The following is a 26,108-nucleotide window of genomic DNA, read 5'->3' as shown; positions in this document are numbered from 1 at the left end:
CCACTCTGCCCACAAATGAAACTGGAGTCCCGTTATGACATCAGGAGAAGCCGGTCCCGGATCAGCTCGCCCCGGCGGTCGCACCGCCCGCGTGCGCGCGGCGGTGCTCCGAGTGGCCGGCGATCTGCTCGCCGAAAAAGGTTTCGCGAGACTCGACCTCGCCGAAGTCGCCGCCCTGGCCGAAGTCGGGAAGACCACGGTCTACCGCCGCTGGCGCACGCCGACCGGATTGATCGCCGACCTGCTCGTCGATATGGCCGAACAGTCGCTGCCGCGCGCCGATACGGGCACCTTGCGCGGCGATCTCGAAGCCAACGCCCGCCTGGTGGCGAAAACTCTCACCGATCCCCGGCAAGGCCGCCTCTTCCGCGCGGTGATCGCCGCGGCAGCCTGCGATGAGGCCGCGGCCGCCGCTCTCCACCAGTTCTACGATGTGCGGCTCGCGGAATGGTCGCCCTGTATCGGCGACGCCGTCGGCCGGGGCGAGGTGCCGCCCGGCACGGATCCGCGCGCGGTACTCACCGCCGTTTCGGGCCCGCTGTACTACCGCCTGCTGGCCAGCGGCGATGCCATCGACGAGCACGCCGTCCGCACCACGGCCGAGGGCGCGACGGCCGCTGCCGCAGCCGGAGTTTTCGTCCACACCGGAACATGACAGCCGGCGTACCGCCCGGCCCGATTCACCAGAGGTGCTCGTAGTCGAGGGCCACGGCAACGATGAGGCCCAGCCCCAGCAGTACGAAGACGATTCGCACCGACAGCGGACCATATGTTGTCACCGTGCGCAGGACGGTCCGGTAGACCCGCTGGGCAGCCGTCGTGCGCCGGGTGGCCAGCGCGAGAACCACCAGTGGTGGCAGCAATGCCAGCGCGCAATAGGCGATGACGATCAGCGGCCACACCGACGGCAGCGGATCCCGGGCCGATATCAACGCCAACCCGGCCAGGTACGGAATCGCGGTCGGCGCCTGCGCCAGGCCGATCACCATCCCCGCCATACCGAGCAGCCAGGGGCGACGCCGGATGGTCACCGTCCACGCCGGCGGTTCGGCCTGCGCACCGGCGGGCACGGCGGCGATCACGAGCAATACGAGCGCGAAACCCAGTGCACCCCAGGTGCGCATCGTCGGGGTGAGCTCGAAATCCACCAGATCGGTGAGGAAATCGATACCCAGCACCGCAAGCAGCCCGAATGTGGTGGTGACCGCGAAAACCCCGGCAATGAAACTCGCCCCGCCGGGTACCGGCGATTTCCGGGCGAGTCTGCTGTCCACGACGATCGCCGCGGTAACCCCTACCAGCAGCAGATCTAGCGAATCAATGAACGCGAACCCGGCGAGGGCGAGCAGTAGAGCGACCATGGCGCCGCCAGCCTACGCCGTCGGACCCCGGTATCCGCGCGCCACCGGCAGCCCGGTCACGACCGCACCGCGGGACCCGCCCGCCGGACGCAGTGACCGGAATACAGACGCGTTCCTCGCCGCCGACGCCGCCGGTCTGTGGGTATCTGCGAATTACGGCCGAATTCGGGCGGTCGCGCGCCCGGCCCGGCTTACCTTGCGGCGCGTTTCGCCGAATCGCCGTGCCGGGGAAGCCAGAATGGGTCGCGCCCGGTGAATCCCAGTACTCGATGCAATACCGGTGCCGCGGAGCCGATCGGCACGGTCGGGCCGAAGAGGCCGGGGGTGCCCTCCACGGGCGTATCTTTCAGGAATTCCAGCAACACGGCCAGATCGGCATCGTCGACTTTCAGTTCCTGGCCGGTGGCGCGCGCCAGATCCCAGGCGTGGATGACGATCTCGTCCAACGCGACCCGGGCGGCCACGGGCGCCGGCATCGTCACTCCACCCGCTTCGGTATCTCCTTCCCACGCTGCGGGCTCCTGCCAGGCCCGCGCCAGCGCACGCAACCGCGCCGGGACGGCAGTCCGCCACTCGGCGGGCAGTGTGGCACCGGAGCCGAATTCGGGTGCGGCGGACGCACCGAGCGATTCGTTGGTGGCCGCGGCGCGGAACGCTTCCGCCAAACCGTGCACGTGCTCGATCAGCGCGCGGACGGGGATATCGGCGGGCGTGGGCGCGTCGAGCCGGGTGTCGTCGATCGCGGTGACGATATCGGCCAGCGCGTCCGCCGCGGGCGACAGGTCGAACTCGGGGTGCATACGGTCTCCTCGATCCAGGGCTGCTGCTTGTTGTGACGAGACCGCAGACACAAACTCATCGCCGGCCGGACTCACAGTCCGTCGACAAGCATTTCGACTCTCCCTGGACCCTGCGGCGAGAATGTCGTGAGGGAACCAGCACCCGGGCGACCCTGCGGCCGTCCCCGGCGGCACCGCTGCGCCGGGCCGGTGGGCGGTCCGATCTCATCCGGACTCAGCCGGCCGGCCGCCTAGGAATCGATTCCGGCGCGGACCGCGGTATGCAGCTCGCGCAGCCCGGAGCGATCGGTGAGCACCTCGAGCACCCGGAAGCCGGAACCGCTGCCCGCGAGTTCGGCGGCCAGCTCGCCCGGCCCGACCTGCCGGTGCGGGATCCGGTAGGCCGCGCACAGTGCGGAGAGGTCCATTCCGTGCGGGGTGCCGAAAACACGTTCGAAAACACCGGCGTACTGGGGGTCACCCTGTTCGAGGAGTTCGAAGATACCGCCGCCGTCGTCGTTGGCGACCACGATGGTGAGATCGTCGGGTCGGGGTTCACCGCGACCGATCAGCAGGCCGGACGCGTCGTGCAGGAAGGTGAGGTCACCGATCAGGGCGATCGTCCGGCCGCGATGATGCAGCGCGGCGCCGACAGCGGCGGACACCGTTCCGTCGATACCCGCGACACCCCGGTTCGACAGCACGCGCACACCCGGTTTCGGCGCCGCGACGAGCGCGGCGTCACGTACCGGATTCGATGCGCCCAGCAGCAGCTGATCGCCGTCGCGGAGCGCGTCCATGACCACCGCGGCCACATGCAGTCCGGTGGGTTTGGGATGGCGGGCGAGTTCGTCACGCACCACGGCACGGGCCCGCCGATCCAGTTCCCGGCAGCGGTCCAGCCACTGCGCGGTCGGCGCACCGCTGGTCACGGCGCGCGTACCGGTTCCGACCACATTGCCCGAGACATCGGGCCAGCGTGGGCCGGTGGTCAGCGCGTACACCGTCACCTCGGGGTCGGCGAGCACCTTGGACACCTGCCGGTGCAGGGTCGGGCGGCCGGTGATGATCGCCTGCCGCGGTTTCAGCAACGGCAGCGCCAATGGATGCAGGGCCGGGCCGTGCACAGGTGCGGTGGGTTCGGCCACCGTGGGCAGGGTGGCGAGCTCCTCGCGCAGTCCGGCGCCGTGACCGGAGATGACGACGGTATCCGGGGTGAGGTCGATCTCGAGAGGAACGTCGAGGGTGGCGTACTGCGTGGCCGTCCACGGCTGGTCCACGCCGCGGCCGGCGGGGGTGAACTCCGCGGCGCCCGGCTCCGGGACCAGCGGTTCCCGCAGCGGGATATCGAAATGCACCGGACCCGCGTTGCCCGAACGCGTCCCCCGCGCGGCGGCCAGTACCCGGCACACCGCCGACCGCCACACGCTGTTCTGCCGTGGATACTCGGGGCCGGACTCGGTTTCGGCGAGCCCGAGGCTTATGGTCGCCCGGACCTGGCTGCCGAACAAGCCGAGTTGCTCGACCGTCTGATTCGCGCCCGTACCGAGCATTTCGTAAGGCCGATTGGCGCTGAGCACGATCAGCGGGACCCGTGCGTAGTTGGCTTCCAGGACCGCCGGTCCGAGATTGGCGACCGCGGTGCCCGAGGTCATCACCACCGGTACCGGGGCGCCCGAGGCGATGGCGAGACCGACCGCCAGGAATCCGGCTGTCCGTTCGTCGACGCGCATATGCAACCGCAGCCGGCCGGTCGCATCGGCCGCCTGTAGCGCGAAGGCCAGCGGCGCGTTACGCGAACCGGGGCACAGCACCACTTCCCGCACCCCGCCGCGGGTGAGTTCGTCGACGATCACCCGGGCTTGCGCAGTTGACGGATTCACGACTCCAGACTGTCAGACCCCGATCGCCGCGTCTGCGTCACCCTGCTCACATCGGCGAGGCCGGTCCCGGACGGCGACCGGCTCCCCGAACCCCCTGGAACTCCCCCGTTGGGGACCTCGTCGTCGAGGCCCCCACGGGCCGCGTGTACACGCGGCCGAAACGCTACGCGCGGATCGTTATCCGGCGTGCTTCTGCACCAGGTCGCCGACGCGGGGCAGCGCCTCGATGACGTTCTTCTTGGCCGAGGAACGCATCGAGTTGTACACCTTCTGCAGAGCGGGCCGGCTGGAGGCCGCGGCACGCGCATCGGTGACGGTCAGCAGGGCCTCGGCCACCTCGTCGCCCTTGGCGGCGAGCAGTTCGCCGAAGCTTCCCGCCGCGCCGGCCTTGTACTCGTTCCAGTACGGCTCGAGCTGCTCGAGCAGCTTGGGCGCCAGCGATTCGAGGGCGTCGGGAACGATGGACGGGCTGATCTTCTTGACCGCCGCGTACCCACCCTTCACGGCCAGACCCGAGGCACCGCCCTTATCGGAGACCTCGGCGTCCAGGACCTGGACGGCGTCGGCGAGAAAGGCCGGGCGCGTAGCCTCGTCGAGCAGGGATTCAGACAGTGCTGCAACCAATTTAAGGATCCTCCGGATCAGTACTCGTATGGACGGGCAACGCAACTATACGCATCGCCCACACGAATGCATTTCCGCCCGTAACTGTCTACGGAGCACAGGAGCAGTACTGGACAATCGACCGAAACAGGTGCGGCGGTAGGCGATCCGGGACCACCTCGGCCGATCGGCTCCGGGCCGGCCGGACGGGTCAGGGCTGCCAGGGCAGCAGTTGCACCATCAGACCCTCGCTGTCGGCCAGGACGGTGCCCTCCTCATCGACCAGTTCGGCGCTGATGAAGGTTTTCCGGCCCTCGATCCGCTCGACCCGGCCACGCACTGTCAGCGGGGTATCCAGCGGAGTCACTTTCCGGTAGTTCACATGAAGGAAGGCCGTGCGGCTGATCGGACGCCCGGCATAGTGCACCGTCATCCCGAAGAGGTCGTCGAACAGCAACGGGAGGACGCCGCCGTGCGCGGCCGAGTTCCCGCCGAGGTGATAGCGGCGGAACACGCCTTTCATCACGATGCCGTCCGGGCCGGCGGAGACCGTCTTCCAGGGCAGCAGGAGCAGGCTGCCGCGCCCGGGCAACTCCACGGCCCGGCCGGCGGGGCCTTGCTGTTCCGGCGCCCGATACGGTTCGAGCAGTTCGATCAGGGCGTTCACCCGATCGCGGGCTTCGCGATAGACCTCGTCCGGGGCGTCCACCGAAACCGTCAGGTCCTGCAGGGTGCGCATCCCCGCCACGAATTCACCGAACTCCGGGCCGACCTGGGCCGGGGTGATCTTCGGAAAACCCCCGTGCCGCTCGTACCGATCCTCGTCGACAGCGCTTTCGTCGATCCTCGGTCGGGTCTGCTCGGTCATACAAGCACCGTAACCCGGGGTTTTACGGCGTCCAAACAATTCGGCCGAACTGTGGTGAAGTCAACGCGGCACCACCGGGCCTGGTGTAATCACCCCCATGACGTTCAATCCGACGCTGTGGCGCGACGTGGCCGGGTTCGAGGGCCTGACCGATATCACCTACCACCGGCATACCGAACAGGGCACCGTCCGGATCGCGTTCGACCGTCCCGAAGTGCGCAACGCCTTCCGGCCGCATACGGTCGACGAACTCTATGCGGTACTCGACCACGCCCGTACCACCTCCGACGTCGGCGCTATCCTGCTCACCGGTAACGGACCGAGCCCCAAGGACGGCGGCTGGGCCTTCTGCTCCGGCGGCGACCAGCGGATCCGCGGCCGCAGCGGCTACCAGTACGCCAGCGGAGACACGGCGGAGACGGTGGACAAAGCCCGCGCCGGCCGGTTGCACATCCTCGAGGTGCAGCGGCTCATCAGGTTCATGCCCAAGGTGGTGATCGCCCTGGTCAACGGCTGGGCCGCCGGCGGCGGACACAGCCTGCACGTGGTCTGCGACCTCACCCTGGCCAGCCGCGAACACGCACGGTTCAAGCAGACCGACGCCGACGTCGGCAGTTTCGACGGCGGCTACGGCAGCGCCTACCTGGCCAAACTGGTGGGCCAGAAGTTCGCCCGCGAGATCTTCTTCCTCGGCCGCGCCTACACCGCCGAGGAAATGCACGCCATGGGCGCGGTGAACGCCGTCGTCGACCACGCCGAACTCGAGGACGTGGCCCTCGAATGGTCTGCGGCGATCAACGGAAAATCGCCGCAGGCGCAGCGCATGCTCAAATACGCCTTCAACCTCGCCGACGACGGACTGGTCGGCCAGCAACTCTTCGCCGGTGAAGCCACCCGGATGGCCTATATGACCGACGAAGCCGTCGAAGGCCGCGACTCCTTCCTGGAGAAACGCGCCCCCGACTGGTCGCCCTACCCCTGGTACTTCTGAATCGGCCCGTTCCGGAGTTCGGTGACTGCTATCGGGCTTGCGGGGCAGCCGGCCGGTGAGAAGCCCATCACGGCCCGGCTGCACCGCCCCCGCGCTCGCGGGTGGCCAGATGCTGTCCGAAATCGTGGAGGTAGGTATCGAACTCCGCACTGGACAGATACGCCTCGTACTGCCCGAGGCAGTCGAGGATCTCCGAGTTGCCCCCGGTGGCGAGGATATGACGGAGGTATCCCACGATGACCTCCTTGTCCTCGGCCCAGGCGGCGACGCTCAGTGACGTCCAGCGGTTCAGGCCGTCGAACCGGTAGCAGCCGAACACCTCTTCGGAGTCGGCGCTCATGATCGCCGCGAGTTCCTCCTCGTCACGAGGCTGACGGAACACGAATTCGCGGTAGCGGTGGTCGTATGTCACGTTCTCGGGGGCGCTGAGCCGCCCGGTCGCGCAGGTGTCACTCGAGACCGTCCAGACGATGCCCGGAACCGTCAGGAATGCTCGCGTGTCCCAATCGTCCAACGGCTGGTCGAGCTTGCCGAGAAGCCAGTCCCTGGCGCTCGGATGCCAGTTACGCAACGGTGCGCGCAGGGCAACGGCCCTGATCTCCGCGAGGTCGGGCAGGTAGAGCGTCACGGGGCCGATTGTCGCCGAAACGCGGCGGCGCGGCATCGGCGGGCGGGTCCCGCGACACCCGCGGTGGCGCCCCTACACTTGGTCAGGGTGGATATCCTCAGCAGCCGGATCATTCTGCGCCCGCGCGACTATGCGACCACCCTCGCCTTCTACCGGGACTCCTTGGGTCTGGCCGTTTTCCGGGAGTACCCGGGCGGCACGGTGTTCTTTGCCGGGCAGTCGCTGATCGAGGTCGCGGGGCACGGCGGCGCGGCTACCGATCCGCGGGGGTTCGCGGGAGCGATCTGGTTGCAGGTACGTGACCTCGGTGCCGTCGCGGTCGAGTTGACGTTGCGCGGGGTCGCGATCGACCGAGCCCCGGTGACCGAACCCTGGGGGCTGATCGAGATGTGGCTGAAAGATCCCGACGGCGTGCCGATCGTGCTGGTCGAGATACCGGAGGAGCATCCGCTGCGGCGGGACAACCGCTGACCGGGACCGGGCTCCGGGTTCTACCGGGTTGCCAACCCAGGGCCCTGCGCGCGACGATACGATCGGATGGCCGCCCGATCACCGACGCCCGGTGCGACCGCTTTCGTACCGTCCGACGAGTGAATCGCAGTTCCATGCCTGGCCCAGCCTCATCCGATCACCCGGCTCCGGCGCTCTGCACCGGCAGCACCGTCCCCCGCTGTCCACGGACCGGCCGACGTGACACCATCGCAGCCGTGAGCGAGTACAGCGAGCGCACCATGGTTTCCCGGTTTTCCGCCGGCAAGGCGTGGCCGTGACGAAAACCCTGCGTACCCTGCCCATACCCACCGGCGGCGGAGTCAGCGATGTACTCCCGCACCTGCGGCAGGTGCTCGACGGAAGCGGTTCGGCCGCGTGGCTGCCGGTGCCCGCCAGCGATCGGCGCGAAGCGCACCGGCTGAGTGACGCGCTCGCGCCCGGCGAACCGATCGACGACGATATCGCGCTGGTCGTCACCACCTCCGGGACCACGGGCGTACCGAAGGGCGCCATGCTCACCGCGTCCGCCTTACGCGCCAGCGGCGATGCCACCCACGAACGGCTCGGTGGCCCGGGCAGCTGGCTGCTGGCGCTGCCCACCCATCACATCGCCGGCCTGCAGGTCCTGCTGCGTTCGCTGCTCGCCGATACGGAAACCACCGTTGTGGACGTCTCCGGCGGTTTCCTGCCCGAAGCCCTCGCCGGGGCGATCGCGGGTATGCGCGGGGAGCGCCGCTACACCTCGCTGGTGCCGACCCAGCTGGTCAAGGTGCTCGACGCGCCCGCCGCGACCGCCGCACTGGCCGAACTGGACGCGGTGCTGATCGGCGGAGCCGCCACCCCGCTACCGCTCTACGAGCGGGCCCGCGACGCCGGTATCAATATCGTGCGCACCTACGGAATGAGCGAAACCTGCGGCGGGTGCGTATACGACGGTGTCCCGCTGCGCGGTGCCCGCGTCCGTATCGAAGGCGGCCGTATCCTGCTCGGCGGCGATATGCTGGCCGCCGGTTACCGCAACATGCCCGACCATCCCGCCTTCGCCGAACCCGGCTGGTTCCGCACCGACGACGCGGGCGTGTTCACCGACGGGGTCCTGCACGTACAGGGCCGGCTGGACGAAGCGATCTCCACCGGCGGACTGCTGGTGATACCTCAGGTCGTGGAGGCAGTCCTGGCGACCCACCCCGCCGTCTCCGAATGTGTGGTCCTGGGCCTGCCCGACGAACGCCTCGGGCAACGGGTCGCCGTCGTGGTGGTACCGGCACCGGGTGCCGCACCCACGCTGGACGACCTGCGCAACCACGTGCTGGCCGAACTGGACGCCGCCGCGGCGCCCCGCGAACTCACGCTCGTCGACGACATCCCGCTACTGGGCCCCGGGAAACCCGACCGCGCCCGACTCCGCAAATACCTGCTCGCGGGTTCGGTGTCCTGAACGGACCGCTTACGCACCGCTCACCGAGCTGAAGCGCGCCGGCTCACACGGCTCCAGGTGCTGCGGTGCGGCATCGGCCGATATCTCGACGCCCGGCCGAACATCCGGCGGACCCCTGACGAGCCCGTCGAGAGTGTGGGGTGCCCGGGGATCTTGTTCCACGCGTCGCGAACGTGCACCGACCCCGGAAGTCGGCGTCGCCATCCGGACGCTGCCGGCTGTGCCCGGTTACATGCAACGCGGCCCGCCGTCGGCCTGTATCGGCGGCTCAGGCGGACGGGGACGGCACAGCTCGGCCGCTCCGGTGCCCGTTCAGGGCTCCTCGTCGGCGTAGGCATCGTCGTAGTCGTCGCCCATGGGTACCGGGATGGACTGTTCGGCGATATCGACGGGATCGGCGTGCCACACATCCCGGGTACTGACCGGAGACGGCACCGCATCCTCCGGAACCGGGATGTCGTCCGGCACCGAACGCGGATCGATATCGGTGTCCGGGGCGTCGTCGGGATAGGCCGGTGCGTCCTGTTCGGCACGGTCGGCCTCCGACATCTCCCCGAAAGTGCCTGGTTCGGCCGTCCGGGAAAGCTTGCGCTCCGCCATGGTGGGCTCCTCTCCTCCGTTGTGGCCTCGGCGAGCGACTACCCGCCGAAAGGAAGATCAGTCCAACGATCTCGAGAATGCCCCCGAACGCCCGATCGGGCAAGTACCGTTGCGACGGTCTGCGGATGCGCTTGCCCCGGTCGCGCGGATTAGGCTGCGAGGATGGCTACCGCAGCACAATGGATCGAGGGCGCCCGGCCCCGGACTCTGCCGAACGCGATCGCCCCCGTTATCGCCGGAACCGGCGCCGCGGCCGCCATCGACGGTGCGGTCTGGTGGAAAGCGCTGCTGGCGCTGGGCGTTTCGATGGCGCTGATCATCGGGGTGAACTACGCCAACGACTACTCCGACGGGATACGCGGCACCGACGACGAACGTGTCGGCCCGCTACGCCTGGTGGGCTCCGGTGCGGCTTCTCCCGCCGCGGTCCGCGGCGCGGCTGTGGCAAGCCTGGCCCTGGGCGCGGTATTGGGCCTGGTCCTGGCCGCCTTCTCGGCCTGGTGGCTCGTCCTGATCGGCGCAGTCTGCCTGGCCGGCGCCTGGTTCTACACCGGTGGCAGCAAACCGTACGGCTACCGCGGTTTCGGCGAGATCGCCGTCTTCGTGTTCTTCGGACTCGTGGCTGTTCTCGGCACCCAGTTCGTCCAGGCAGAACGAATCGATTGGGCCGGGCTCGCGCTCGCGGTCGGGGTGGGCTCCTTCTCCTGCGCGGTGCTGGTGGCGAACAACCTGCGCGATATCCCGACCGATACGGAAACCGGGAAAACCACCCTCGCCGTGAAACTAGGCGACACCCGAACCCGCACGTTACATCTGGCGCTCCTGGCGGCGCCTTTGCTGATGACCCTGATTCTCGTCGCCCGCACTCCATGGGCGCTCGCCGGACTGCTGGCCGCTCCCCTCGCGATCCGCGCCAACACCCCGGTACGGACGGGCAAGGACGGACTGGAGCTGATCCCTGCCCTCCGCGATTCGGGTCTGGCCATGCTGGCCTGGTCGGCTCTGAGCGCCCTGGCCCTGGGCCTCGGCGCCTGAGCCTCAGTCGTCGGGCAGGATGATGCCGATAGCCCAGTTCACGATGGTGATGATGATCGCGCCCAGCAGCGCGGCCCAGAAACCGTCGATACGCAAACCGTAGTCGGTGGCCTCGGTGATCCACGCCGTGAGCCACAGCATCAACGCGTTGATCACCAGCAGGAACAAGCCGAGGGTCACGATCACCAACGGCAGTGACAACAGTTTCACGATCGGCTTCACGAAGGCGTTCACCACCGTGAACACCACCGCCACCGCGAGCAGAACAACGATTTTCGCGCCGGTGCCCTGATCCGGCGGGGAAACGACCTCGATTTTGCCGACCCACAACGCGGCCAGCCAGATGGCGAATGCGGTCCCGATCAACCGGAGCACAAGCTGCATTCCTCATGCTAATCACAGCCGCGCCGGTTTCAGGTATCTTTGCCTCGCCTGCGGCGGCGAGGGGCCGGCCGGTTCAGGCTGCGCGGTCCAGGTGGGTATGGACTTGCTCGCGTAGCCCGGTGAGGGCGTCGGCACCGCCGAGTAGTTCGGTGGTGGCGGGGGTGGGGGTGCGCAGGACTGCGAGCAGGATATGCCCGGACTCGATGGTTTTGTCCTTGCGGGCCACGGCTTCCCGCAGCGCGAGTTCCAGGGCCTTCTTGGCTTCGCGGCTGAACGGGATATGCCCGAAGCGCAGGCGGCGGGATTCCTCCGGCGAGATGGCACGATCGAGCGCGTCGGCGCCGAAAGTGGCTTCCAGGCTTTCGCGTACCGCATCGAGATCGATCCCGATGGAACGTAACGCCGCGGCGTCCTCGGCACCGAGCGGTTCGGCGCGAGCCGCGGCGGTGAGTTCGTTCAGCGCGGTATCGTGGGCGATCCCGTTGCGCTCCAGCATGCTGCGCAGTTCCGGTTCGGCTTCTTCCAGCACACCGAGCAGCAGATGCTCGACGCGGATATCGGGCGACCGTAGTTCCCGGGCGTGCTCCTGGGCCGCGACGACCGCCGACCGGGCGCTTTTGGTGAACCTCTCGAACATCTACCGACTCCTGCCTTTCCGGTTGTACTTCTGATGGACCGCTTGTTTGCTGACCTCGAGCGCGTCGGCGATGGCCTGCCAGGACCAGCCCTGATCCCGGGCGTTGCCGACCTGGATGGCCTCGAGCCGGTCCAGCAGTCTGCGCAGCGCCAGCACCGCCCGTAACCCCACCGCGGGGTCCGGGCTGCCCGCCGCCGCGGCCAATGTGGTTGCTTCCGTCATATGTCAATTTTGATTGACGATCCACCGGATGTCAACAAAAATTGACGAAAGGCTGCCGCAATCGCCGTGCAAGGCCCATGCAAGACGGGACAGCAACCATGGCCCCCATGACGAATCACGTATCGGCCGCGCCGCTCGCCATCGAGGCGAAAGGGCTGGTCAAGGTGTTCGGCACCCAGCGCGCCGTCGACGGAGTGAGCCTGGCGGTACCGCAAGGCTCCGTCTACGGCGTCCTGGGGCCGAACGGCGCCGGTAAGACCACCACCATCCGCATGCTCGCCACGCTGCTGCGGCCCGACGACGGCAGCGCGCACGTCTTCGGTCACGATGTTCTGCGCGAACCGTCCGTCGTCCGCTCGCTCATCGGAGTCACCGGCCAATACGCATCGGTGGACGAGGACCTGACCGCCACCGAGAACCTGATGATCTTCTCCCGGCTCCTCGGGCTGAGCCGCTCCGCGGCCCGCCGCCGGACCACCGAACTCCTCGAAGAATTCGCACTCACCGAGGCCGCCGGAAAAGCGCTGAAGAATTTCTCCGGCGGTATGCGCCGCCGGCTGGACCTGGCCGCGGGCCTCATCGCGACCCCGCCGCTGCTTTTCCTCGACGAACCCACCACCGGACTCGACCCGCGCACCCGCGCCCAGATGTGGGAAACCATCCGCAAACTCGTTCGCGACGGTACGACGGTGCTGCTCACCACCCAGTATCTCGACGAGGCCGACCAGCTCGCCGACCGCATCGCGGTGATCGATCACGGCCGGGTGATCGCCGACGGGACCGCCGACGAACTCAAATCCTCGATCGGCGGATCCTCGCTGCACCTCACACTCGCGGTGAGCACCCAACTCGACGCCGCCCGCCGGATCATCGCCGAAGTACTGGGCAGCGAACCGCAGCCGACACCGGAGGCCGGCCGGCTCACCGCCGCCCTGCCCGATCCCAACGACACCACCGAACTACTGGTCCGGTTACGCGAACGCGATATCGCGGTGGACGAGATCAGCGTGACCAAACCCAGCCTCGACGAGGTCTTCCTCACCCTCACCGGCCACCCGGCCGATACCGATACCGAACGGACAGCGGCATGACCACCACCCTCCTCGAACCCGTCACCACACCGGTGCCGCCGGTACCCGGACCGACCGGACGGATCGGCCTGCGCCGGACCGTGGACAACACTTTGACCATGGCCTATCGCGGCCTGCTCAAAATCAAGCACAATCCCGAACAACTCTTCGACGTGGTCATCCAGCCGGTGATCTTCACGCTGATGTTCACCTATATCTTCGGCGGCGCCATCTCCGGTGACGTCCAGAGCTATCTGCCGGTGATCATTCCGGGCATTCTCGTGCAGACCGTGGTGATGACCTCGGTGGTCACCGGAGTACAGCTGAAGGAGGATATGGAGAAAGGCGTCTTCGACCGGTTCAAATCCCTGCCGATAGCGCGGATCTCGGCGCTGTCCGGGGCACTCACCGCCGATATGGTCCGCTACGGTATCGCCTCGGTGCTGACCGTGGTGATGGGCCTGATCATGGGCTACCGGCCGAATGTCGCGGGTGTGGCGGCGGCCGTACTGCTGGTCGTCGTCTGCTCGTTCGCCACCAGCTGGATCTGGGCGTTCTTCGGCGTAATCGCGAACAAAGCCTCAGCGGTGCAGGGCTATTCGATGCTGGTGATGTTCCCGCTGACCTTCGCCTCGCCCGCCTTCGTCCCCAAGGAAACCATGCCGGGCTGGTTGCAGGCGTTCATTGACGTCAACCCGGTCTCGCATCTGGTGTGGGCCTGCCGGGAGCTGATGAACACCGGGCATATCGGGATCCATATGGTCTGGTCGCTGGTGGGCGCCGCGGCGATCGTCGCGGTTTTCGCACCGCTGACCGTGCGGTCGTATATGCGCCGCGCCTGAGCGGCGCCCCGGACCCGTTCAGCCCGCCGCGGGCCGGCTGGGCGGGCCCGGCCGGTGGGCGCCCACCGCGCGGACCAGTTCCACAATCCGTTCGGCCGCCGCGGCGCGGCGCAACCCACCCGCGACGGCGACAGCCTTATCCAGCCGGCCGGCCTCGATCCGGTCGCGCCATAGATCATGATGCCGGTCCCAGCGCAGTACGGGGTAGTCCTGCCGGGCCACCACCCGCGGCGCCAGCGCCAACAGTTCCACCCCGGCTGCCCGCTGCTCACCCAGCAGCAGCAGACCTGAGCCGACGGCACAGGCCACTCCCCCCAGCTGCGGTAGATCCAGCACATAACCGAACCGCTGCTGCGCCAGCTCGACGAGTTCGGGCACCAGCCGCACGACCACATCATCGCGCTCGTACAGCACATGCGCGGCCAGCGCCGCCGCCCCGGTCAGCAGCAGGCCGGGGCCCGGTGTGGCCTCGTGGATCGGCCAGCCGATCAGTTCGAGCGCCCGCCGGAAATGCCCGAGTCCGCTGTCGATATCACCTTCGACGAGTTCGATCCCGGCCAATACGGCGGCAATGGTGGACAGCCGGTGATTGCGCTGGATCCCCGGATCGTCGATCACCGCCGGGCCCGCCGCACCGGACCCCGAGAAGCCCAGCGCGGTCGCGAGTTCCCGCCGGGCCCGCGCCGGTTCGCCGCTGCCCGCCAGCGATGCCGCGAGATACGAATGCACTTCCAGGCTTTCCTCGTAGGCACGGATCCGGTGCAGCAACTCGGCAGCCTCCTCGTAGAACGCGACCGATTCGCGGTACCGCGCGACCTGCCCGGCCAGCGAACCCCGATGCTGGGCCAGCATCGCCCGGCTCCACACCTCCTTCTCCGCCGAGTTCGGTACCGCGGCCCGGGCGTCCCGGCTCGACTCGTGGATACGGCCCATGTTCTCCCAGATATTGGTGCGGGCCATCAGCGCCAGCGATCTGGTGTGCCGGTCCGGTGAGCGGGTCGCCCGCGCCAGCAGGCGAGCGAGCCGAAACGAATCGGGCGGGCATGTCAGCAGCTGTCCGATAAACCGGAGCGGCGCGCGCAGACCGGTATCGGCACGCAGTAGTCTGCGAGCCCGGATCCGCACCGGTGCCAGATGCCGGAGACTGCCGTCCATGAAGGCTAGATGCAATGCGATCACCGCGTGGCCGGCCATTTCCAGTTCCGCATACACCCCGCGGGCGCCTGCCGGTGGCGCCATCGCCAGCATCCGGGGAATCCATCCCATCAGCTCGAGATTCGCCCCGTGCATCACCCACCGCATGGCCGCGACCGGGAAGACCGCGTACATGGTCGCCGAGTCACCGGCCGATTCTGCGCGGCGCAGTACAGCGACCAGATTGTCCAGTTCCGCCGCGACGGTCAGAGCCGGCTCCAGCTCGTCGCCGCGGCCATAGCTTTCGGCCATCCGCACCGCGAAATCCCGCGCCCAGCCTGCCATCCGCGTCTCCACCAGGTCGATTTCCGATCCCGGACCGGTATCCGCGGCAAGGAGCTCTTGTTCACCGAACTCACGGACGGTTTCCAGCATCCGATAGCGGACCCCCGCACCCTCGACCTCGACAACCGTCAGCAGCGACTGCCCCACCAGCCCCTCCACCGCCGCCGCGATATCACCGACCACCACCCCGGCATCGGCCGGCACCGGCACCGAACCACCGGCCATCGCCCCGGAATCACCAGTTGCCGCCCCGGAACCGTCCATCATCGGCACGGAGCTGCCGCCCCCCGCCGCGGAACCGCCGGCCGTCGCCCTGGAACCACCCATCACCGGTACAGAGCTGCTGCCGACCCCCGCCGCGGAACCATCGACCATCGCCCGGGGGCCGCCGACCGTTGCCCCGGCACTACCCGTCACCGATACGGAGCCGCCCGCCACCACCACGGAATCAGCAACCAGAGGTATGGAATCACCGACCGTTACCGCGCGTTCGGCGGCCGCTGCGCCGCCGGCGACCGTTTCGGCCGCCGCGAGGGTGAATCCCCCGGGAAACCGGCACATCCGGCGCAGTGTGACCTGCTCTTCCGGTTCCAGCAGGTTCCAGCTCCAGGCGATCACGGCATGCAGGGTGCGATGGCGTTCCGGTGATGTCCGGTCGCCGCTGCGCAGCAACGCGAAACGCCGGTCCAGCCGCCGCTCGATATCCTCGACGCTCATCGTCCGCACCCGGGCGGCGGCGAGTTCGATGGCCAGTGGAAGTCCGTCCAACGTGCGGCACAGTCGCGCCACGACATCCATATCGAGGCGTACAGACGGTCGTACCGCCTGCGCCCGCGCGCGGAACAAGTCGGTGGCCGGTGAGCCGGCGGCATCGCTGGCCAGCGGCCCCAGGGGATACACCGTTTCGGCGGTGATCGCCAGCGGCGCCCGGCTGGTGGTGAGCACGGTGAGCTGCGGGCAGCTACCCACCAGATCTGCCACGACTGCGGCCGCGGCCTCGACCAGATGCTCGCAATTGTCCAGCACCAACAGCATCGGCCGGGCCGAGAGCGCGTCGCGTAAACGCCGGCGGGTATCGGGCCGGGAACCCGGTGCCGGAAGTCCCGGTTCGCGCCGGACCTCACCGAGTCCCATCGCCGCGGCCGTGGCCGATTCGATATCCACCGCTGCCTCGGCCGTCACATCGCCGGGCCGGACCGAGGCCAGCTCCACCAGCACTACCGGCTGGGAGTACGCCTCGCTCACCGCCAGTTCGTGAGCGACCCGGGTCTTCCCGGCACCTCCCGGCCCGAGCACCGTGACAACCCGCGAACCCCGTAGCAACCGGGACAGTTCGGTCAGATCGTCCGCCCGGCCGATCAGTGCGTTGGGCGCCGCCCGTACGCCGACAACCGACGGCGCACGACCGCCTGCGCCCGCCCCTGCCCCGGACCGGACCCCGGACTCCGGCCCGACCCCAGACTCCGACCCGACCCCGGACTCGGACTCGGACTCGGACTCGGACTCGGACTCGGACTCGGACTCGGACTCGGACTCGGACTCGGACTCGGAGAAGATCTCCCGCGGGGTATACCGGCCGCGCAAGATGGCGGTATTCAACTCGGTGATCGCGAGACCCGGATCTATGCCCAATTCCATGGTGAGCGCCGCCCGCAGCTCCGCGAACACCGCGTGGGCCTCGCTGTCGCGACCGGCCGTGGCAAGCAGCCGCATGAGCGTATGCGCGACCGCCTCGGCGATGGGCCGGCGGCGCAGCTGCCGCCGGGCCACCGCTATCGCACCCTCGAGATCACCCGCCGCCTCCCGGGCCTCCCGCTCGACCTCGTCCAGTACCTCGGCCTGTGCCGCGGCCGCAGCGGACAGTTCGTCGGCCGGCGGGCCGGCCGGGAGATCCACGCCCGGCTCGTCCGACCACAGCGCGCGTGCCCGGTCGACGCTCAGCCGCGCCGCCTCCACCGCACCGGCCGCCAGCTGAGCCCGCGCCCGTCTCGCCAGCTCTGCCACCGCGGTGAGATCCACTTGTTCCGGCCGGAGCGCGAGCCGGTAGCCGCCCGATACGGCCTCCAGCGCCCCCTCCGGTAACACCGACCGCAACCGGGAGATCTGGGTGTGCAGCGCATTCGCCGGCGCCCGCGGCGGCTCGTCACCCCAGACTGCTTCGATGAGGGCGGCCGCACTCCGTGTCCGGCCGGGCCGCAGGGCCAGTGCGACCAGCAGTGAACGCGCCCGCTTACCCGGTACCGCCACCAGTCCGGAGTCGCGCCGCAGCGCGATCCGGCCCAGCAGAGTGACCACGAGCGGACCGTCCGCCGACGCCGGCGTCGCTGAATATCGGCCGCCCGAGCGGTCCGGATCGAGAACCATACCGCTGTCATCGTATGCGCGGCCACCGCGCCGAGCCACGCTCGAGCCCACCACGCCCAGGCACGCCCGAGGCCACCACGCCGCGCAACACCTCGGCCCGCCACGCCGGGCAACACCTCGGCCCGCCACGCCGGGCAACGCTTCAGCCCACCACGCCGAGCAACACCCGAGACCACCGCACCGCTACGAACGTCCCGGTCCTCCGCCTTCCGTTCACCGCACAATTCGGTACGTGCGAGACCGACCATGGGCGATCAGCGCCGCGCAACGGCACCCCGGCGAGCAGCGCCGAAATTCTGCCGGCGAGCCGCTGCGGAGCCCGGTATCCAGCCGGACCAGCGACCGGTGCCGAGCCACGCCTGAGCCCCACGCCGAGCCACACCTGAGCCCCACCGCGCCTAGGCACGCCTGAGACCAACGCGCCGAGCAGCACTGAGCCCAACGCCGAGCAGCGCCGAGGTCCCGACGGCGAGCCGCAGCGGAGCCCGGTATCAGCCCGACCAGCGGCCGGTCGCGACGAACTCCTCCAGCACGGCGGTGGGACCTGCCAGATCCCAGCCCCGAGCGGCGACCCAATCGTCGTCGTAGTAGGTGCCCGCGTACCGTTCGCCGCCGTCGCACAGCAGCGTGACCACACTGCCTCCGCGGCCGGCCGACCGCATCTCCGCGATCAGCGCACAGGCGCCCCAGAAGTTGGTACCGGTCGACCCACCGACCTTCCGGCCCAGTCCGGCACTGGCGAAACGTGCCGCGGCGATCGAGGCGGGGTCGGGAACGTGGATCATCCGGTCCACGACCTCGGGAACGAACGAGGGTTCCATCCGCGGCCGTCCGATTCCCTCGATCCGGGAAGGCATACCGGTCGTGTAGCCGCGGACTCCGGTTTCGTAGGCGCCGTAGAACGCGGAGTTGTCCGGGTCCACCACGGCCAAGCGGGTCGCGTAGCGGCGGTAGCGCAGGTAGCGGCCGATGGTCGCGCTGGTACCGCCGGTACCGGCGCCGACGACGATCCATTCGGGGACGGGATCGGTTTCCAGCCGCAGCTGGTCGAAGATCGATTCGGCGATGTTGTTGTTGCCCCGCCAGTCGGTGGCACGTTCGGCATTGGTGAACTGATCGAGGTAATGGCCGCCGCATTCGGCCGCGAGCCGGGCCGCCTCGGTGTACATATCCGGGGGGCGGTCCACATAGTGGCATCGCCCGCCCTGCGCTTCGATCAGGGCGATCTTCTGCGGCGAGGTACCCGCCGGTACCACCGCCACGAAATCCAGGCCGAGCAGTTTGGCGAAGTATGCCTCGCTCACCGCCGTCGAGCCCGAGGACGCCTCCACGATGGTGGTGCCCTCAGTGATCCACCCGTTGCACAGTCCGTACAGGAACAGCGACCGCGCCAGCCGGTGTTTGAGGCTGCCGGTGATATGGGTCGATTCGTCCTTGAGGTACAGCCGGATATCCCACTCCGGCGGCAGCGGGTAGCGCAGCAGGTGGGTATCGGCGCTGCGCTGCGCATCGGCGTCGATGAGCCGGACGGCGTTATCGGCCCAGTTCCGTGGATTACCGCGAGTGCACGATTTCACGCCGTACCGCCGGTCCCGCCGGTTTCCTCCCCGGCCGGACCCTTCGGCGGTTTACCGGAATCGCCGGGGCCGGCGGAGCCCGATTCGGTGCCGCTCGGTCCGGCGGGGTCCGATTCGCCCCGGAGCCGGGCCCGCAGCTGTGCCTTGTCCCGGCGGCGGCGTTCGTCGACCGCGGCGATATCGGAATTCACCCGCCCGCGCAGCCCCTTGAACAGGGTGAGCGAGAGCGGCATGGCGATCACGATGGCGAACAGGATCGACACGATCAACGGCACCTGCACCGATATCGCCCACGCGCCGGCCATGATCACGGCGGTGAGTATCGCGACCAGGACCAGCCGGGCCAGCGTGTAGAGCGCCAGGTTGCGGGCGAGCCGCCGGCCGGGCGATGTACCGGGTTGCGGGGCGGTCGATTCCTCGGAAGGGTTCGCGTCACTCACGCTGACCAGCGTAAGCGAACGGTGTGCGCCCGCCGCACGGGCACATCCGATTTGTCCATTACCTCCCCTTTACCAACAGTAGGTGGTTCGAACACCCGGGGGTCGCGGTGCCACTATGTCGGAATCCGATGAGAAAACGTGACGAAACAGAAAGGTTTGCCATGACCGCGATTGCCGTCGGGGCCCAGGAGAACCTGCTGACCCCCGGCCAGGTTGCCGCCCTGTTCCACGTAGACCCCAAAACCGTCACTCGCTGGGCACACGCGGGACGGCTCGGTTCCCTGCGTACTCCGGGTGGCCATCGCCGGTTCCGCGAATCGGAGGTGATGAGATTGCTCGAATCGCTCACCACCGAGGCAACCGTGCAGGGCGCCTGATCCGGTTCCGCACCGCAATCGGCACAGGGTGACTCGGCCGGCCGGCAGCGGCGCGGCCGAGCGCGACCTGTAGCGGTGTTCCCACGCTTCGTGTGGGCGGCGAACTCACCCGCCGGCAGTTCCGGCGCTAACCTCGATAGAGGAGGTGAGCCACGTGATGTACGTGTTGGCACTCATCGCCATCGTGGCGATCGCGGTGCTGTGCTGGAAAGCGTTCGGCCCCGCGGGCCCCGCATCGACCCCGGGACCTGCCCGTAAACGTGTGGTCGGTCCGGATGACGATCCCGAATTCCTCTGGCGTATCTCGCGCCCGCAGAAGCATTCGGACGGCGATTCGGATTCCACCGAGCATTGATTCCCGGCCCCGGAACAGGCTACCGGGAATCGGCCCGGACAACCGCGGACACGGGACTAATCGGCCGTGCTGTCCAATTGCGGTAAACCTTCCACCGCCCGTAATTTATCGGCGACCCCGGCCAGGCGGTCCAGCGCCTCGGCCGGTAACCCGACCGCGGTCTGTACCAATCGCACGAGGGAATCCGGCTCGAGACCGCAGATGATCGCGGAGTTCGCGGTCTCGGATGTACAACAATCCGTGTCGATGCCCGTATCCGAACTGACATTCTCCGAATCCACTGCCGCTCTCCTCACTGTTCGACGCGGCTTTATCCGCGTGGTGGAGGGGAAAAGACCGTTCACATCCCGATTTCACGAGCATTTTCGGGCTGTATGCAATTCAGCTGTTACCGACGGAACAATAGCAACTCAGCATTGCGGTGGCGTAACGATCATTGACACGGAATTTCCGTGTCGAATCCGAGCGGGCTCGAATCGTTGTGAAGAACCGAGCCGGATCAGGTGAGCCCGGAGTAGCTGTGCAGACCCGAGACGACCAGGTTGATGATGAACAGGTTGAACAGCATTGCCACGAATCCGGCCACATTGATCCACGCGGCTTTCGTATCCCGCCAGCCCGAAGTTGCCCGGGCATGCAGATACGCGGCATACAGCACCCAGGCGATGAACGAGCATGTTTCTTTCGGGTCCCAGCCCCAGAACCGGCCCCAGGCCGCCTCGGCCCAGATCGCCCCCAGAATGACGCCCGCGCCGAAAAGCGGGAAGCCGATGATGGTGGTCCGGTAGGCCAGCCGGTCCAGGGTGCGCGCATCGGGTAGCCGCCGTGCCACGGCACCGAGCACCGTGCCCGATTCCTTGCCCTCGGGCTGCCGCAGCCGGTACAGGAACAGCAGGCTGGCGATACCGGAAACCAGGAACACCCCGCTGCCGATACTGACGATCGTGACGTGCAACGGCAGCCAGAACGACCGCAGCGCCGGTACCACGGGCGCGGCATCGGAATACAGGACGGTGCCCGCCAGGAACATCAGGATCAGCAGCGGCACCAGCAGGAACGCCCACATACCGCGGTACCGCGGGTCGCGCATGAACACGAGTCCCACCACCGCGGCGGCAGCGGTCGCCATGGAGACGAATTCGTACATATTGCCGAGCGGGAAACGGCCGGTCGCGAAACCGCGCAGCACGATGGAGGCGATCTGCAATCCGACCGCCACGAACAGCACCGAGAAGGCGATATTGCCGAGACGCTCGGAAAGCGGCGTGCGCGGTTCCTCGCTGATCTTGCCCGGCGTATCGCTACCCGCCGCGACGCCACCGGCCGGAACCAGTTCCCGTTCGGACACCTGGCGGGCCCGGGCGGAGGCGTACTGCACGATCAGCAGCAACAGCACCAGCGCGTACACAACGGTCGCCGTTTCATAGGCGAGGTCGCTGTAACGTGCGAGAGTGTCGTCGATCGACATCGTTGTTCTCCCGTGTTCGTACGGCGGTGCCGGGCGGGCACCGACGCCTGACCTGCGTGGCGGGGCGCGCCGATTTCCGCTGGGCCCGCGTTCAACTGTCGGACGCGTCCAGTAGGCGGTGTCGCAGGCGATCGAATTCGCCACCCCAGCCGGCCTGGTCGGTGCGGGCGAGCCCACCCATCTCTACTACGACGCGTCGTTGGTCTACGGTACCCTCCGGGGTCACCCGCAGCCAGACCCGCCTCCGGGTGATCAGCAGTGAGACCAGCAGACCGGCCATCATCACCACCGCGCTCACCAGCACCCACTGCTGCGCGGGATCGTGCGAGACCTGGATATTCGCGAATTCCTCGGCGCCGTCGAACCGCACCTCGGTGCCGCCCGGCAGGGTGGTCGATTCACCGGGCCGCAGATTCACCCGCGCCTCCTTGGTGAGCCTGCCCTGCCGCACCATTTCCTGATCCAGCGCGAAAATGGACTGGGGACGCCCGGTATCCAGACCGGTATCGCCGCGATAGATATCCACCGCGACCGCCGGATCCGTCATCGCCGGAAAAACCGAGGTCAGCAAGGAGCCGTGGAAACTCGCCGTCGGCGCGAACAGCCCCTCGATCGCGATCTGATTCTGCCGCCGTTCGGCCTCGGTGTCATACATCCCGCCGGGCGGATCGATACGCAGCACACCGGTGGACAGGAAGGTGGTGGCATCGCTGGGCGCCCACTGCACGGTCTCGGTGCGGGTCTCGCCGTTCGGGAACGTCACGGTGAAGGTGGGGGCGTACCCGTGCCCCTGCAGATAAACGCGATCACCGCCGACCCGCAGCGGGTGGTTGACCCGTATGGTCGTATCCCGCCAGGTATTCGTGGCCAGATCCTCGCCCGCCTGATACGAGATATCGGAGGTGAACATCTCGGCCTGGCCGTTGTCGAGATAGTCGGCCCGGAAATTCTTCACCTTGATACACATCGGCGTCATATTGGTGCCGTCGTTGACATTGCCGGTGCGGAACGAATCGAAAACCGCCGGTGAAGTGGTGCAGAAACCCGGACCGCCGTTGGCGATCACGATCACATTGCCCTCGTAGCCGAACAGTTTGCCCACCGCGATGGCCACCAGCAACGCCACCAGCGCGAGATGGAATACCAGATTGCCCAGTTCGCGTGTGTAGCCCTTTTCGGCCGAGAGGGTCATCTCGCCCTCGCGCTCCCCCGGGCGAACCTCGGTGCGCCAGCCACGTAACCGCGCGCGGGCCCGATCGGTGATCTCCGCGGCGGTCCCGTCGACGACCACACGATGGTGATGCGGCAACCGGGCCAGATTGCGTGGCACCCGCACCGGCGGAGTACGCAGGGCACGGTAGTGGTCCACGGCCCGCGGCAGAATGCAGCCCACCAGCGAGATGAACAGCAGCACGTACACCGCGGTGAACCAGAAACTGGAGAACACATCGAACAGTTCGAACCGGTCCATCCACTCCCCGAGGACCGGGCGGTCGGCGATGTACTGGTCGACCTTCTGTTCGTTCAGGCTCCGCTGCGGCAGCAGCGCACCGGGTATCGCGGCCAGCGCCAGCAGGAACAGCAGCACCAGCGCGGTCCGCATACTGGTGAGGCCGCGCCACGTATTGCGCAGGAATGCCCAGGCACGGCCCAACGGGGACTGCCGGGGCGGACGGGGGGTCGCCTCGGGGTGGTCGGTCACGGTCATATCGGCAACGTCACCTCGGCGACGAAACCGTCGCGCACCCAGCCGATGAACAGGTCCCACGCCCCGGTCACCAGCGCCACTCCGACCGCAACCAGCAGCAGTCCGCCGATCACCTGAATGGTCCGGGTGTTGCGCCGCAGCCAGCCCACGCCGCGCAACGCACTCGCCGAACCGAACGCCAGCACCACGAACGGCAACCCGAGCCCGGCGCAGTACGCCACGATCAGCGCGACCCCGCGCGCGGCCGTGGTGCCCTCGGTTCCCGCGGCCACCGCCATCACACCGGACAGCGTCGGTCCCAGGCACGGCGTCCAGCCGAGCGCGAAGACCGCACCCAGCAGCGGGGCACCGGCGATCCCGGCGAGCCGGCGCGGCGCCATCCGGGTATCGCGCTGCAGTATCGGGATCAGCCCGAGGAAGGCCAGGCCCATCACGATGGTGACCACACCGCCCAGCCGCTGCAACAGCTCACGGTTCACATTGAGCGTCTGGATGAGCCCGAAAACGGTGGCCGTGGCCAGGACGAACACCACGGTGAAACCGGCCACGAACAGCCCGGCCGCACCCGCGACCCGCAACCGTCCGGTATCCGGCGCGCGACCGGTGTCCTTCGGCGCCGCGGTTTCGGTCAGCACCGCCGTCGAACCCGAACCGGCAACGGCCGCGGCTCGGTCGCGACGGGCCTGGTCGACCGTGACCGGCGGCGCCTGTGCCCCCACCAGACCGGCCAGATACGACAGATACCCCGGCACCAACGGCACTACGCACGGCGAGGCGAACGACACCAGACCGGCCAACAGGCAGGCGCCGAGGGCGAGCAGCAGCGGCCCGGTGGCCGCTGTCTGCTGAAATGACTCCCCCACTCCTGCCAACACGATCAATTCGAACTACGCTCCGGTTCCGATTCGGGATTGCTCGCCCGCCGGTCCCCGGCCCGGCCGCCCGGGGCAGTCGAACCCCGCGCGCCCGACGACGGCCGCGAATTCGCGACCTTCCGGTCGCTACCGGCGGTTTCGGCCGGTTGTAGCTCCCAGGAACCCAGCGACGATTTCACCAGTACTTCGGCACGGACGCCGCGCGGCGGGCGGGTCGCCCCGTACCGGCGTACGCCTCGAGACCGCAAACTCCTCATGATGCTCCCTCCGCGGCGATGCGCTGCACCACCGGCATAAGATCCTCGGCGAGTATGGCGCGCAGGAATACCGCTGCCACCCGGTGGTCCCGATCCAGCACCACCGTGGTGGGAACGACACTGGTCGGGATGCCACCGAGTGCCAGCAGTGAGCGCATTGACGGGTCGTAGATCGACGGATAACCGATGTGGTTATCGATAACGAAATCGCGAGCCTTGTTCCGGTGGTTGTCGCGGACATTGATCCCGAGGAAAGCGACCCCGAGATCCTTGGTCTGCTCGTAGACCTGTTCGAGCGCGGGCGCCTCGGCGCGGCACGGCCCACACCATTGACCCCAGATATTGAGGACGACCACCTGTCCGGGGAAATCGTCCACCGAGACCGTCTCGTCCTCGTCGGACATCAGATCCGGGCCGGATAGGTCGCCGATGGTGCCGCGGGCGGACGGGGGGTCGTAGAAGATTTCGGTCTGCCCACCGGGTGAAACGAATTGGAAGGTGCCGCCGCCCGTGGCGACAGCGTCGGTTCCGGTCGAGCAGGCCGGTACCACTGCGAGACACACCAGCGCGGCGAGGGCCGGCACCAACCGGCCCCGGAGCGCCCATGCGCCTGGCACACTCATGCGCCGTGCACCGTCGGATCCGAGCCGCCGGCGGGCTCGGAGTAAACGATGTCCACCAGGGTGTCACCCCGGTAGACCAGCGATGTCAGCGACGCCAGACCGCACTGCCGGCTGCGTGGATCGTGCCACAGCCGCTGCCCCTGCAGGAACCGCCGCAACGTCCATACCGGGAGCTGATGCGAAACCAGTACCGCTTCCCGGCCGGTCGACTCCACCCGCGCCTTGTTCACCGCGGCGAGCATCCTGTGCGCGATCTGCAGATACGGTTCGCCCCACGACGGGGTGAACGGATCACGCAACTTCCACCAGTGCCGGGGTTTACGCAGTGCGCCGTCGCCCACCGAGACCCGCAATCCCTCGAAGGTGTTACCGGCTTCGATGAGGTTCTCGTCGGTGCGCACGGTGAGCCCGTGCCTGCCCGCGATCGGTTCCGCGGTCTCCTGCGCGCGCTGCAGCGGGGACGCGATGACCAGGGCGATATCGTGATCGGCCAGCGACCGCGCCACCGCACCGGCCTGTGCCCGTCCGGTGACCGACAGCCCGAAACCCGGAAGGCGGCCGTACAGGATGCCCCGCGGATTGTGCACTTCGCCGTGCCGCAGTACGTGCACGATGGTTTCCACGGATTCGGCGTCGTCGGCGCCGGAGGCGGGGGGTTCGGCCGCGATCCCGCGCCCGGCCTCGGTAGCGGCCGCGGAGTCGATACGGTCGAGGGAATCCGCCGTGTCGGCGGTGCGGCGCTCGGAATCGGA

At 68.2% G+C, this 26,108-nt stretch carries 29 protein-coding genes; 9 read left to right on the top strand and 20 right to left on the bottom strand.

The genetic code is table 11. The annotated features are described in order from the left end of the window. Positions 1-34: 34 nt before the first annotated feature. Positions 35-655, top strand: a complete 621-nt coding sequence (locus IU448_RS27225) for a TetR/AcrR family transcriptional regulator (RefSeq protein WP_195058555.1) — start codon at positions 35-37, stop codon at positions 653-655. 25 nt (positions 656-680) lie between these two features. On the opposite strand, the gene IU448_RS27220 is transcribed toward IU448_RS27225, so the two are convergent. The 5 genes from IU448_RS27220 to IU448_RS27200 form a co-directional block, all read right to left on the bottom strand. Then, positions 681-1,361, bottom strand: a complete 681-nt coding sequence (locus tag IU448_RS27220) for a GAP family protein (RefSeq protein WP_195058554.1) — start codon at positions 1,359-1,361, stop codon at positions 681-683. A 191-nt stretch (positions 1,362-1,552) separates the two neighbouring features. Further along, positions 1,553-2,161: a TIGR03086 family metal-binding protein gene (locus IU448_RS27215; protein WP_195058553.1), complete on the bottom strand. Its 609-nt coding sequence runs from the start codon at positions 2,159-2,161 to the stop codon at positions 1,553-1,555. Between the two features lie 230 nt (positions 2,162-2,391). Continuing rightward, on the bottom strand, positions 2,392-4,023 hold the full coding sequence (gene menD, locus IU448_RS27210; RefSeq protein ID WP_195058552.1) for a 2-succinyl-5-enolpyruvyl-6-hydroxy-3-cyclohexene-1-carboxylic-acid synthase: 1,632 nt from the start codon (positions 4,021-4,023) through the stop codon (positions 2,392-2,394). A gap of 177 nt (positions 4,024-4,200) precedes the next feature. Continuing rightward, on the bottom strand, positions 4,201-4,647 hold the full coding sequence (locus tag IU448_RS27205; protein ID WP_195058551.1) for a DUF6918 family protein: 447 nt from the start codon (positions 4,645-4,647) through the stop codon (positions 4,201-4,203). Positions 4,648-4,837: 190 nt separating this feature from the next. Beyond that, the gene (locus tag IU448_RS27200; RefSeq protein WP_195058550.1) at positions 4,838-5,494 is read right to left on the bottom strand and encodes a PaaI family thioesterase; all 657 of its coding nucleotides are present in this window, start codon (positions 5,492-5,494) and stop codon (positions 4,838-4,840) included. Between the two features lie 97 nt (positions 5,495-5,591). On the opposite strand from IU448_RS27200, the gene IU448_RS27195 reads away from it, so the two are divergent. Further along, positions 5,592-6,485 (top strand): 1,4-dihydroxy-2-naphthoyl-CoA synthase, encoded by an 894-nt coding sequence (locus IU448_RS27195; protein ID WP_195058549.1) that lies wholly within the window; start codon positions 5,592-5,594, stop codon positions 6,483-6,485. Between the two features lie 67 nt (positions 6,486-6,552). On the opposite strand, the gene IU448_RS27190 is transcribed toward IU448_RS27195, so the two are convergent. Beyond that, entirely contained in the window at positions 6,553-7,113 is a 561-nt protein-coding gene (locus IU448_RS27190; RefSeq protein ID WP_195058548.1) for a hypothetical protein, read from the bottom strand. A gap of 87 nt (positions 7,114-7,200) precedes the next feature. Between IU448_RS27190 and IU448_RS27185 the strand changes: the two genes are divergently transcribed. After that, positions 7,201-7,584, top strand: a complete 384-nt coding sequence (locus IU448_RS27185; RefSeq protein WP_195058547.1) for a VOC family protein — start codon at positions 7,201-7,203, stop codon at positions 7,582-7,584. Between the two features lie 295 nt (positions 7,585-7,879). Beyond that, a complete protein-coding gene (menE, locus tag IU448_RS27180; RefSeq protein WP_324188730.1) occupies positions 7,880-9,043 on the top strand; it encodes an o-succinylbenzoate--CoA ligase in 1,164 nt (387 codons plus the stop codon). Positions 9,044-9,355: 312 nt separating this feature from the next. Here the strand turns inward: menE and IU448_RS27175 are convergent, their stop codons facing one another. After that, positions 9,356-9,643: a hypothetical protein gene (locus IU448_RS27175; RefSeq protein ID WP_228814388.1), complete on the bottom strand. Its 288-nt coding sequence runs from the start codon at positions 9,641-9,643 to the stop codon at positions 9,356-9,358. A 162-nt stretch (positions 9,644-9,805) separates the two neighbouring features. Here IU448_RS27175 and IU448_RS27170 point away from each other — a divergent pair, with 162 nt between their 5' ends. Further along, entirely contained in the window at positions 9,806-10,678 is an 873-nt protein-coding gene (locus IU448_RS27170; protein WP_195058546.1) for a 1,4-dihydroxy-2-naphthoate polyprenyltransferase, read from the top strand. Between the two features lie 3 nt (positions 10,679-10,681). Here IU448_RS27170 and IU448_RS27165 read toward each other — a convergent pair whose 3' ends face one another. From IU448_RS27165 to IU448_RS27155, 3 genes are all read right to left on the bottom strand, one after another. Beyond that, a complete protein-coding gene (locus tag IU448_RS27165; protein ID WP_195058545.1) occupies positions 10,682-11,062 on the bottom strand; it encodes a phage holin family protein in 381 nt (126 codons plus the stop codon). A gap of 73 nt (positions 11,063-11,135) precedes the next feature. Continuing rightward, on the bottom strand, positions 11,136-11,699 hold the full coding sequence (locus tag IU448_RS27160) for a Clp protease N-terminal domain-containing protein (RefSeq protein WP_195058544.1): 564 nt from the start codon (positions 11,697-11,699) through the stop codon (positions 11,136-11,138). Beyond that, entirely contained in the window at positions 11,700-11,921 is a 222-nt protein-coding gene (locus IU448_RS27155; RefSeq protein ID WP_195058543.1) for a helix-turn-helix domain-containing protein, read from the bottom strand. It abuts the gene before it with no gap. Positions 11,922-12,028: 107 nt separating this feature from the next. On the opposite strand from IU448_RS27155, the gene IU448_RS27150 reads away from it, so the two are divergent. Next, positions 12,029-13,012: an ATP-binding cassette domain-containing protein gene (locus tag IU448_RS27150; RefSeq protein ID WP_195058542.1), complete on the top strand. Its 984-nt coding sequence runs from the start codon at positions 12,029-12,031 to the stop codon at positions 13,010-13,012. Continuing rightward, the gene (locus IU448_RS27145) at positions 13,009-13,833 is read left to right on the top strand and encodes an ABC transporter permease (protein ID WP_195058541.1); all 825 of its coding nucleotides are present in this window, start codon (positions 13,009-13,011) and stop codon (positions 13,831-13,833) included. Before IU448_RS27150 ends, IU448_RS27145 begins: the two co-directional genes overlap by 4 nt. Before the next feature lie 18 nt (positions 13,834-13,851). On the opposite strand, the gene IU448_RS29250 is transcribed toward IU448_RS27145, so the two are convergent. From IU448_RS29250 to IU448_RS27130, 3 genes are all read right to left on the bottom strand, one after another. Next, complete coding sequence (locus IU448_RS29250) at positions 13,852-17,676, bottom strand: BTAD domain-containing putative transcriptional regulator (RefSeq protein WP_228814386.1); 3,825 nt, start codon at positions 17,674-17,676, stop codon at positions 13,852-13,854. A 491-nt stretch (positions 17,677-18,167) separates the two neighbouring features. Next, positions 18,168-19,253 carry a PLP-dependent cysteine synthase family protein gene (locus tag IU448_RS27135; protein ID WP_195058540.1) on the bottom strand — a complete coding sequence of 362 codons (1,086 nt, stop codon included), beginning with the start codon at positions 19,251-19,253 and terminating at the stop codon, positions 18,168-18,170. After that, entirely contained in the window at positions 19,250-19,693 is a 444-nt protein-coding gene (locus IU448_RS27130; RefSeq protein WP_195058539.1) for a DUF4229 domain-containing protein, read from the bottom strand. The genes IU448_RS27135 and IU448_RS27130 overlap by 4 nt, the downstream gene beginning before the upstream one ends. A gap of 161 nt (positions 19,694-19,854) precedes the next feature. Between IU448_RS27130 and IU448_RS27125 the strand changes: the two genes are divergently transcribed. Together IU448_RS27125 and IU448_RS27120 are read left to right on the top strand one after the other, a co-directional pair. Further along, complete coding sequence (locus IU448_RS27125) at positions 19,855-20,070, top strand: BldC family transcriptional regulator (protein ID WP_062978004.1); 216 nt, start codon at positions 19,855-19,857, stop codon at positions 20,068-20,070. Positions 20,071-20,224: 154 nt separating this feature from the next. Continuing rightward, positions 20,225-20,425, top strand: coding sequence for a hypothetical protein (locus tag IU448_RS27120; protein ID WP_195058538.1), 201 nt, complete (start codon positions 20,225-20,227; stop codon positions 20,423-20,425). Positions 20,426-20,481: 56 nt separating this feature from the next. On the opposite strand, the gene IU448_RS27115 is transcribed toward IU448_RS27120, so the two are convergent. From IU448_RS27115 to IU448_RS27085, 7 genes are all read right to left on the bottom strand, one after another. Next, a complete protein-coding gene (locus IU448_RS27115) occupies positions 20,482-20,706 on the bottom strand; it encodes a hypothetical protein (RefSeq protein WP_195058537.1) in 225 nt (74 codons plus the stop codon). Between the two features lie 218 nt (positions 20,707-20,924). Further along, complete coding sequence (ccsB, locus tag IU448_RS27110) at positions 20,925-21,893, bottom strand: c-type cytochrome biogenesis protein CcsB (protein WP_195058536.1); 969 nt, start codon at positions 21,891-21,893, stop codon at positions 20,925-20,927. A 91-nt stretch (positions 21,894-21,984) separates the two neighbouring features. Beyond that, positions 21,985-23,601: a cytochrome c biogenesis protein ResB gene (gene resB / locus IU448_RS27105; protein ID WP_195058535.1), complete on the bottom strand. Its 1,617-nt coding sequence runs from the start codon at positions 23,599-23,601 to the stop codon at positions 21,985-21,987. After that, on the bottom strand, positions 23,598-24,482 hold the full coding sequence (locus IU448_RS27100) for a cytochrome c biogenesis CcdA family protein (RefSeq protein ID WP_195058534.1): 885 nt from the start codon (positions 24,480-24,482) through the stop codon (positions 23,598-23,600). The genes resB and IU448_RS27100 overlap by 4 nt, the downstream gene beginning before the upstream one ends. Beyond that, positions 24,479-24,733, bottom strand: a complete 255-nt coding sequence (locus IU448_RS27095) for a hypothetical protein (RefSeq protein ID WP_195058533.1) — start codon at positions 24,731-24,733, stop codon at positions 24,479-24,481. Before IU448_RS27095 ends, IU448_RS27100 begins: the two co-directional genes overlap by 4 nt. Continuing rightward, positions 24,730-25,356: a TlpA disulfide reductase family protein gene (locus IU448_RS27090; RefSeq protein ID WP_195058532.1), complete on the bottom strand. Its 627-nt coding sequence runs from the start codon at positions 25,354-25,356 to the stop codon at positions 24,730-24,732. The genes IU448_RS27095 and IU448_RS27090 overlap by 4 nt, the downstream gene beginning before the upstream one ends. Beyond that, complete coding sequence (locus tag IU448_RS27085) at positions 25,353-26,024, bottom strand: histidine phosphatase family protein (RefSeq protein ID WP_280456626.1); 672 nt, start codon at positions 26,022-26,024, stop codon at positions 25,353-25,355. Before IU448_RS27085 ends, IU448_RS27090 begins: the two co-directional genes overlap by 4 nt. Between the last annotated feature and the right edge of the window lie 84 nt (positions 26,025-26,108).

Origin of the sequence: Nocardia flavorosea, from assembly GCF_015477805.1 — a bacterium.
Lineage (GTDB): Bacteria > Actinomycetota > Actinomycetes > Mycobacteriales > Mycobacteriaceae > Nocardia > Nocardia flavorosea_A.
This window is presented reverse-complemented; position numbering and strand designations above follow the sequence as displayed.

Bases quoted from the DNA above. Each gene is read 5' to 3' on its own strand.
- IU448_RS27225 (WP_195058555.1), top strand. From the start codon at position 35: ATGACATCAGGAGAAGCCGGTCCCGGATCAGCTCGCCCCGGCGGTCGC.
- IU448_RS27220 (WP_195058554.1), bottom strand. From the start codon at position 1,361: ATGGTCGCTCTACTGCTCGCCCTCGCCGGGTTCGCGTTCATTGATTCG.
- IU448_RS27215 (WP_195058553.1), bottom strand. From the start codon at position 2,161: ATGCACCCCGAGTTCGACCTGTCGCCCGCGGCGGACGCGCTGGCCGAT.
- IU448_RS27200 (WP_195058550.1), bottom strand. From the start codon at position 5,494: ATGACCGAGCAGACCCGACCGAGGATCGACGAAAGCGCTGTCGACGAG.
- IU448_RS27195 (WP_195058549.1), top strand. From the start codon at position 5,592: ATGACGTTCAATCCGACGCTGTGGCGCGACGTGGCCGGGTTCGAGGGC.
- IU448_RS27175 (WP_228814388.1), bottom strand. From the start codon at position 9,643: ATGGCGGAGCGCAAGCTTTCCCGGACGGCCGAACCAGGCACTTTCGGG.
- IU448_RS27170 (WP_195058546.1), top strand. From the start codon at position 9,806: ATGGCTACCGCAGCACAATGGATCGAGGGCGCCCGGCCCCGGACTCTG.
- IU448_RS27165 (WP_195058545.1), bottom strand. From the start codon at position 11,062: ATGCAGCTTGTGCTCCGGTTGATCGGGACCGCATTCGCCATCTGGCTG.
- IU448_RS27160 (WP_195058544.1), bottom strand. From the start codon at position 11,699: ATGTTCGAGAGGTTCACCAAAAGCGCCCGGTCGGCGGTCGTCGCGGCC.
- IU448_RS27155 (WP_195058543.1), bottom strand. From the start codon at position 11,921: ATGACGGAAGCAACCACATTGGCCGCGGCGGCGGGCAGCCCGGACCCC.
- IU448_RS27150 (WP_195058542.1), top strand. From the start codon at position 12,029: ATGACGAATCACGTATCGGCCGCGCCGCTCGCCATCGAGGCGAAAGGG.
- IU448_RS27145 (WP_195058541.1), top strand. From the start codon at position 13,009: ATGACCACCACCCTCCTCGAACCCGTCACCACACCGGTGCCGCCGGTA.
- IU448_RS29250 (WP_228814386.1), bottom strand. From the start codon at position 17,676: ATGGTTCTCGATCCGGACCGCTCGGGCGGCCGATATTCAGCGACGCCG.
- IU448_RS27125 (WP_062978004.1), top strand. From the start codon at position 19,855: ATGACCGCGATTGCCGTCGGGGCCCAGGAGAACCTGCTGACCCCCGGC.
- ccsB (WP_195058536.1), bottom strand. From the start codon at position 21,893: ATGTCGATCGACGACACTCTCGCACGTTACAGCGACCTCGCCTATGAA.
- resB (WP_195058535.1), bottom strand. From the start codon at position 23,601: ATGACCGTGACCGACCACCCCGAGGCGACCCCCCGTCCGCCCCGGCAG.
- IU448_RS27095 (WP_195058533.1), bottom strand. From the start codon at position 24,733: ATGAGGAGTTTGCGGTCTCGAGGCGTACGCCGGTACGGGGCGACCCGC.
- IU448_RS27090 (WP_195058532.1), bottom strand. From the start codon at position 25,356: ATGAGTGTGCCAGGCGCATGGGCGCTCCGGGGCCGGTTGGTGCCGGCC.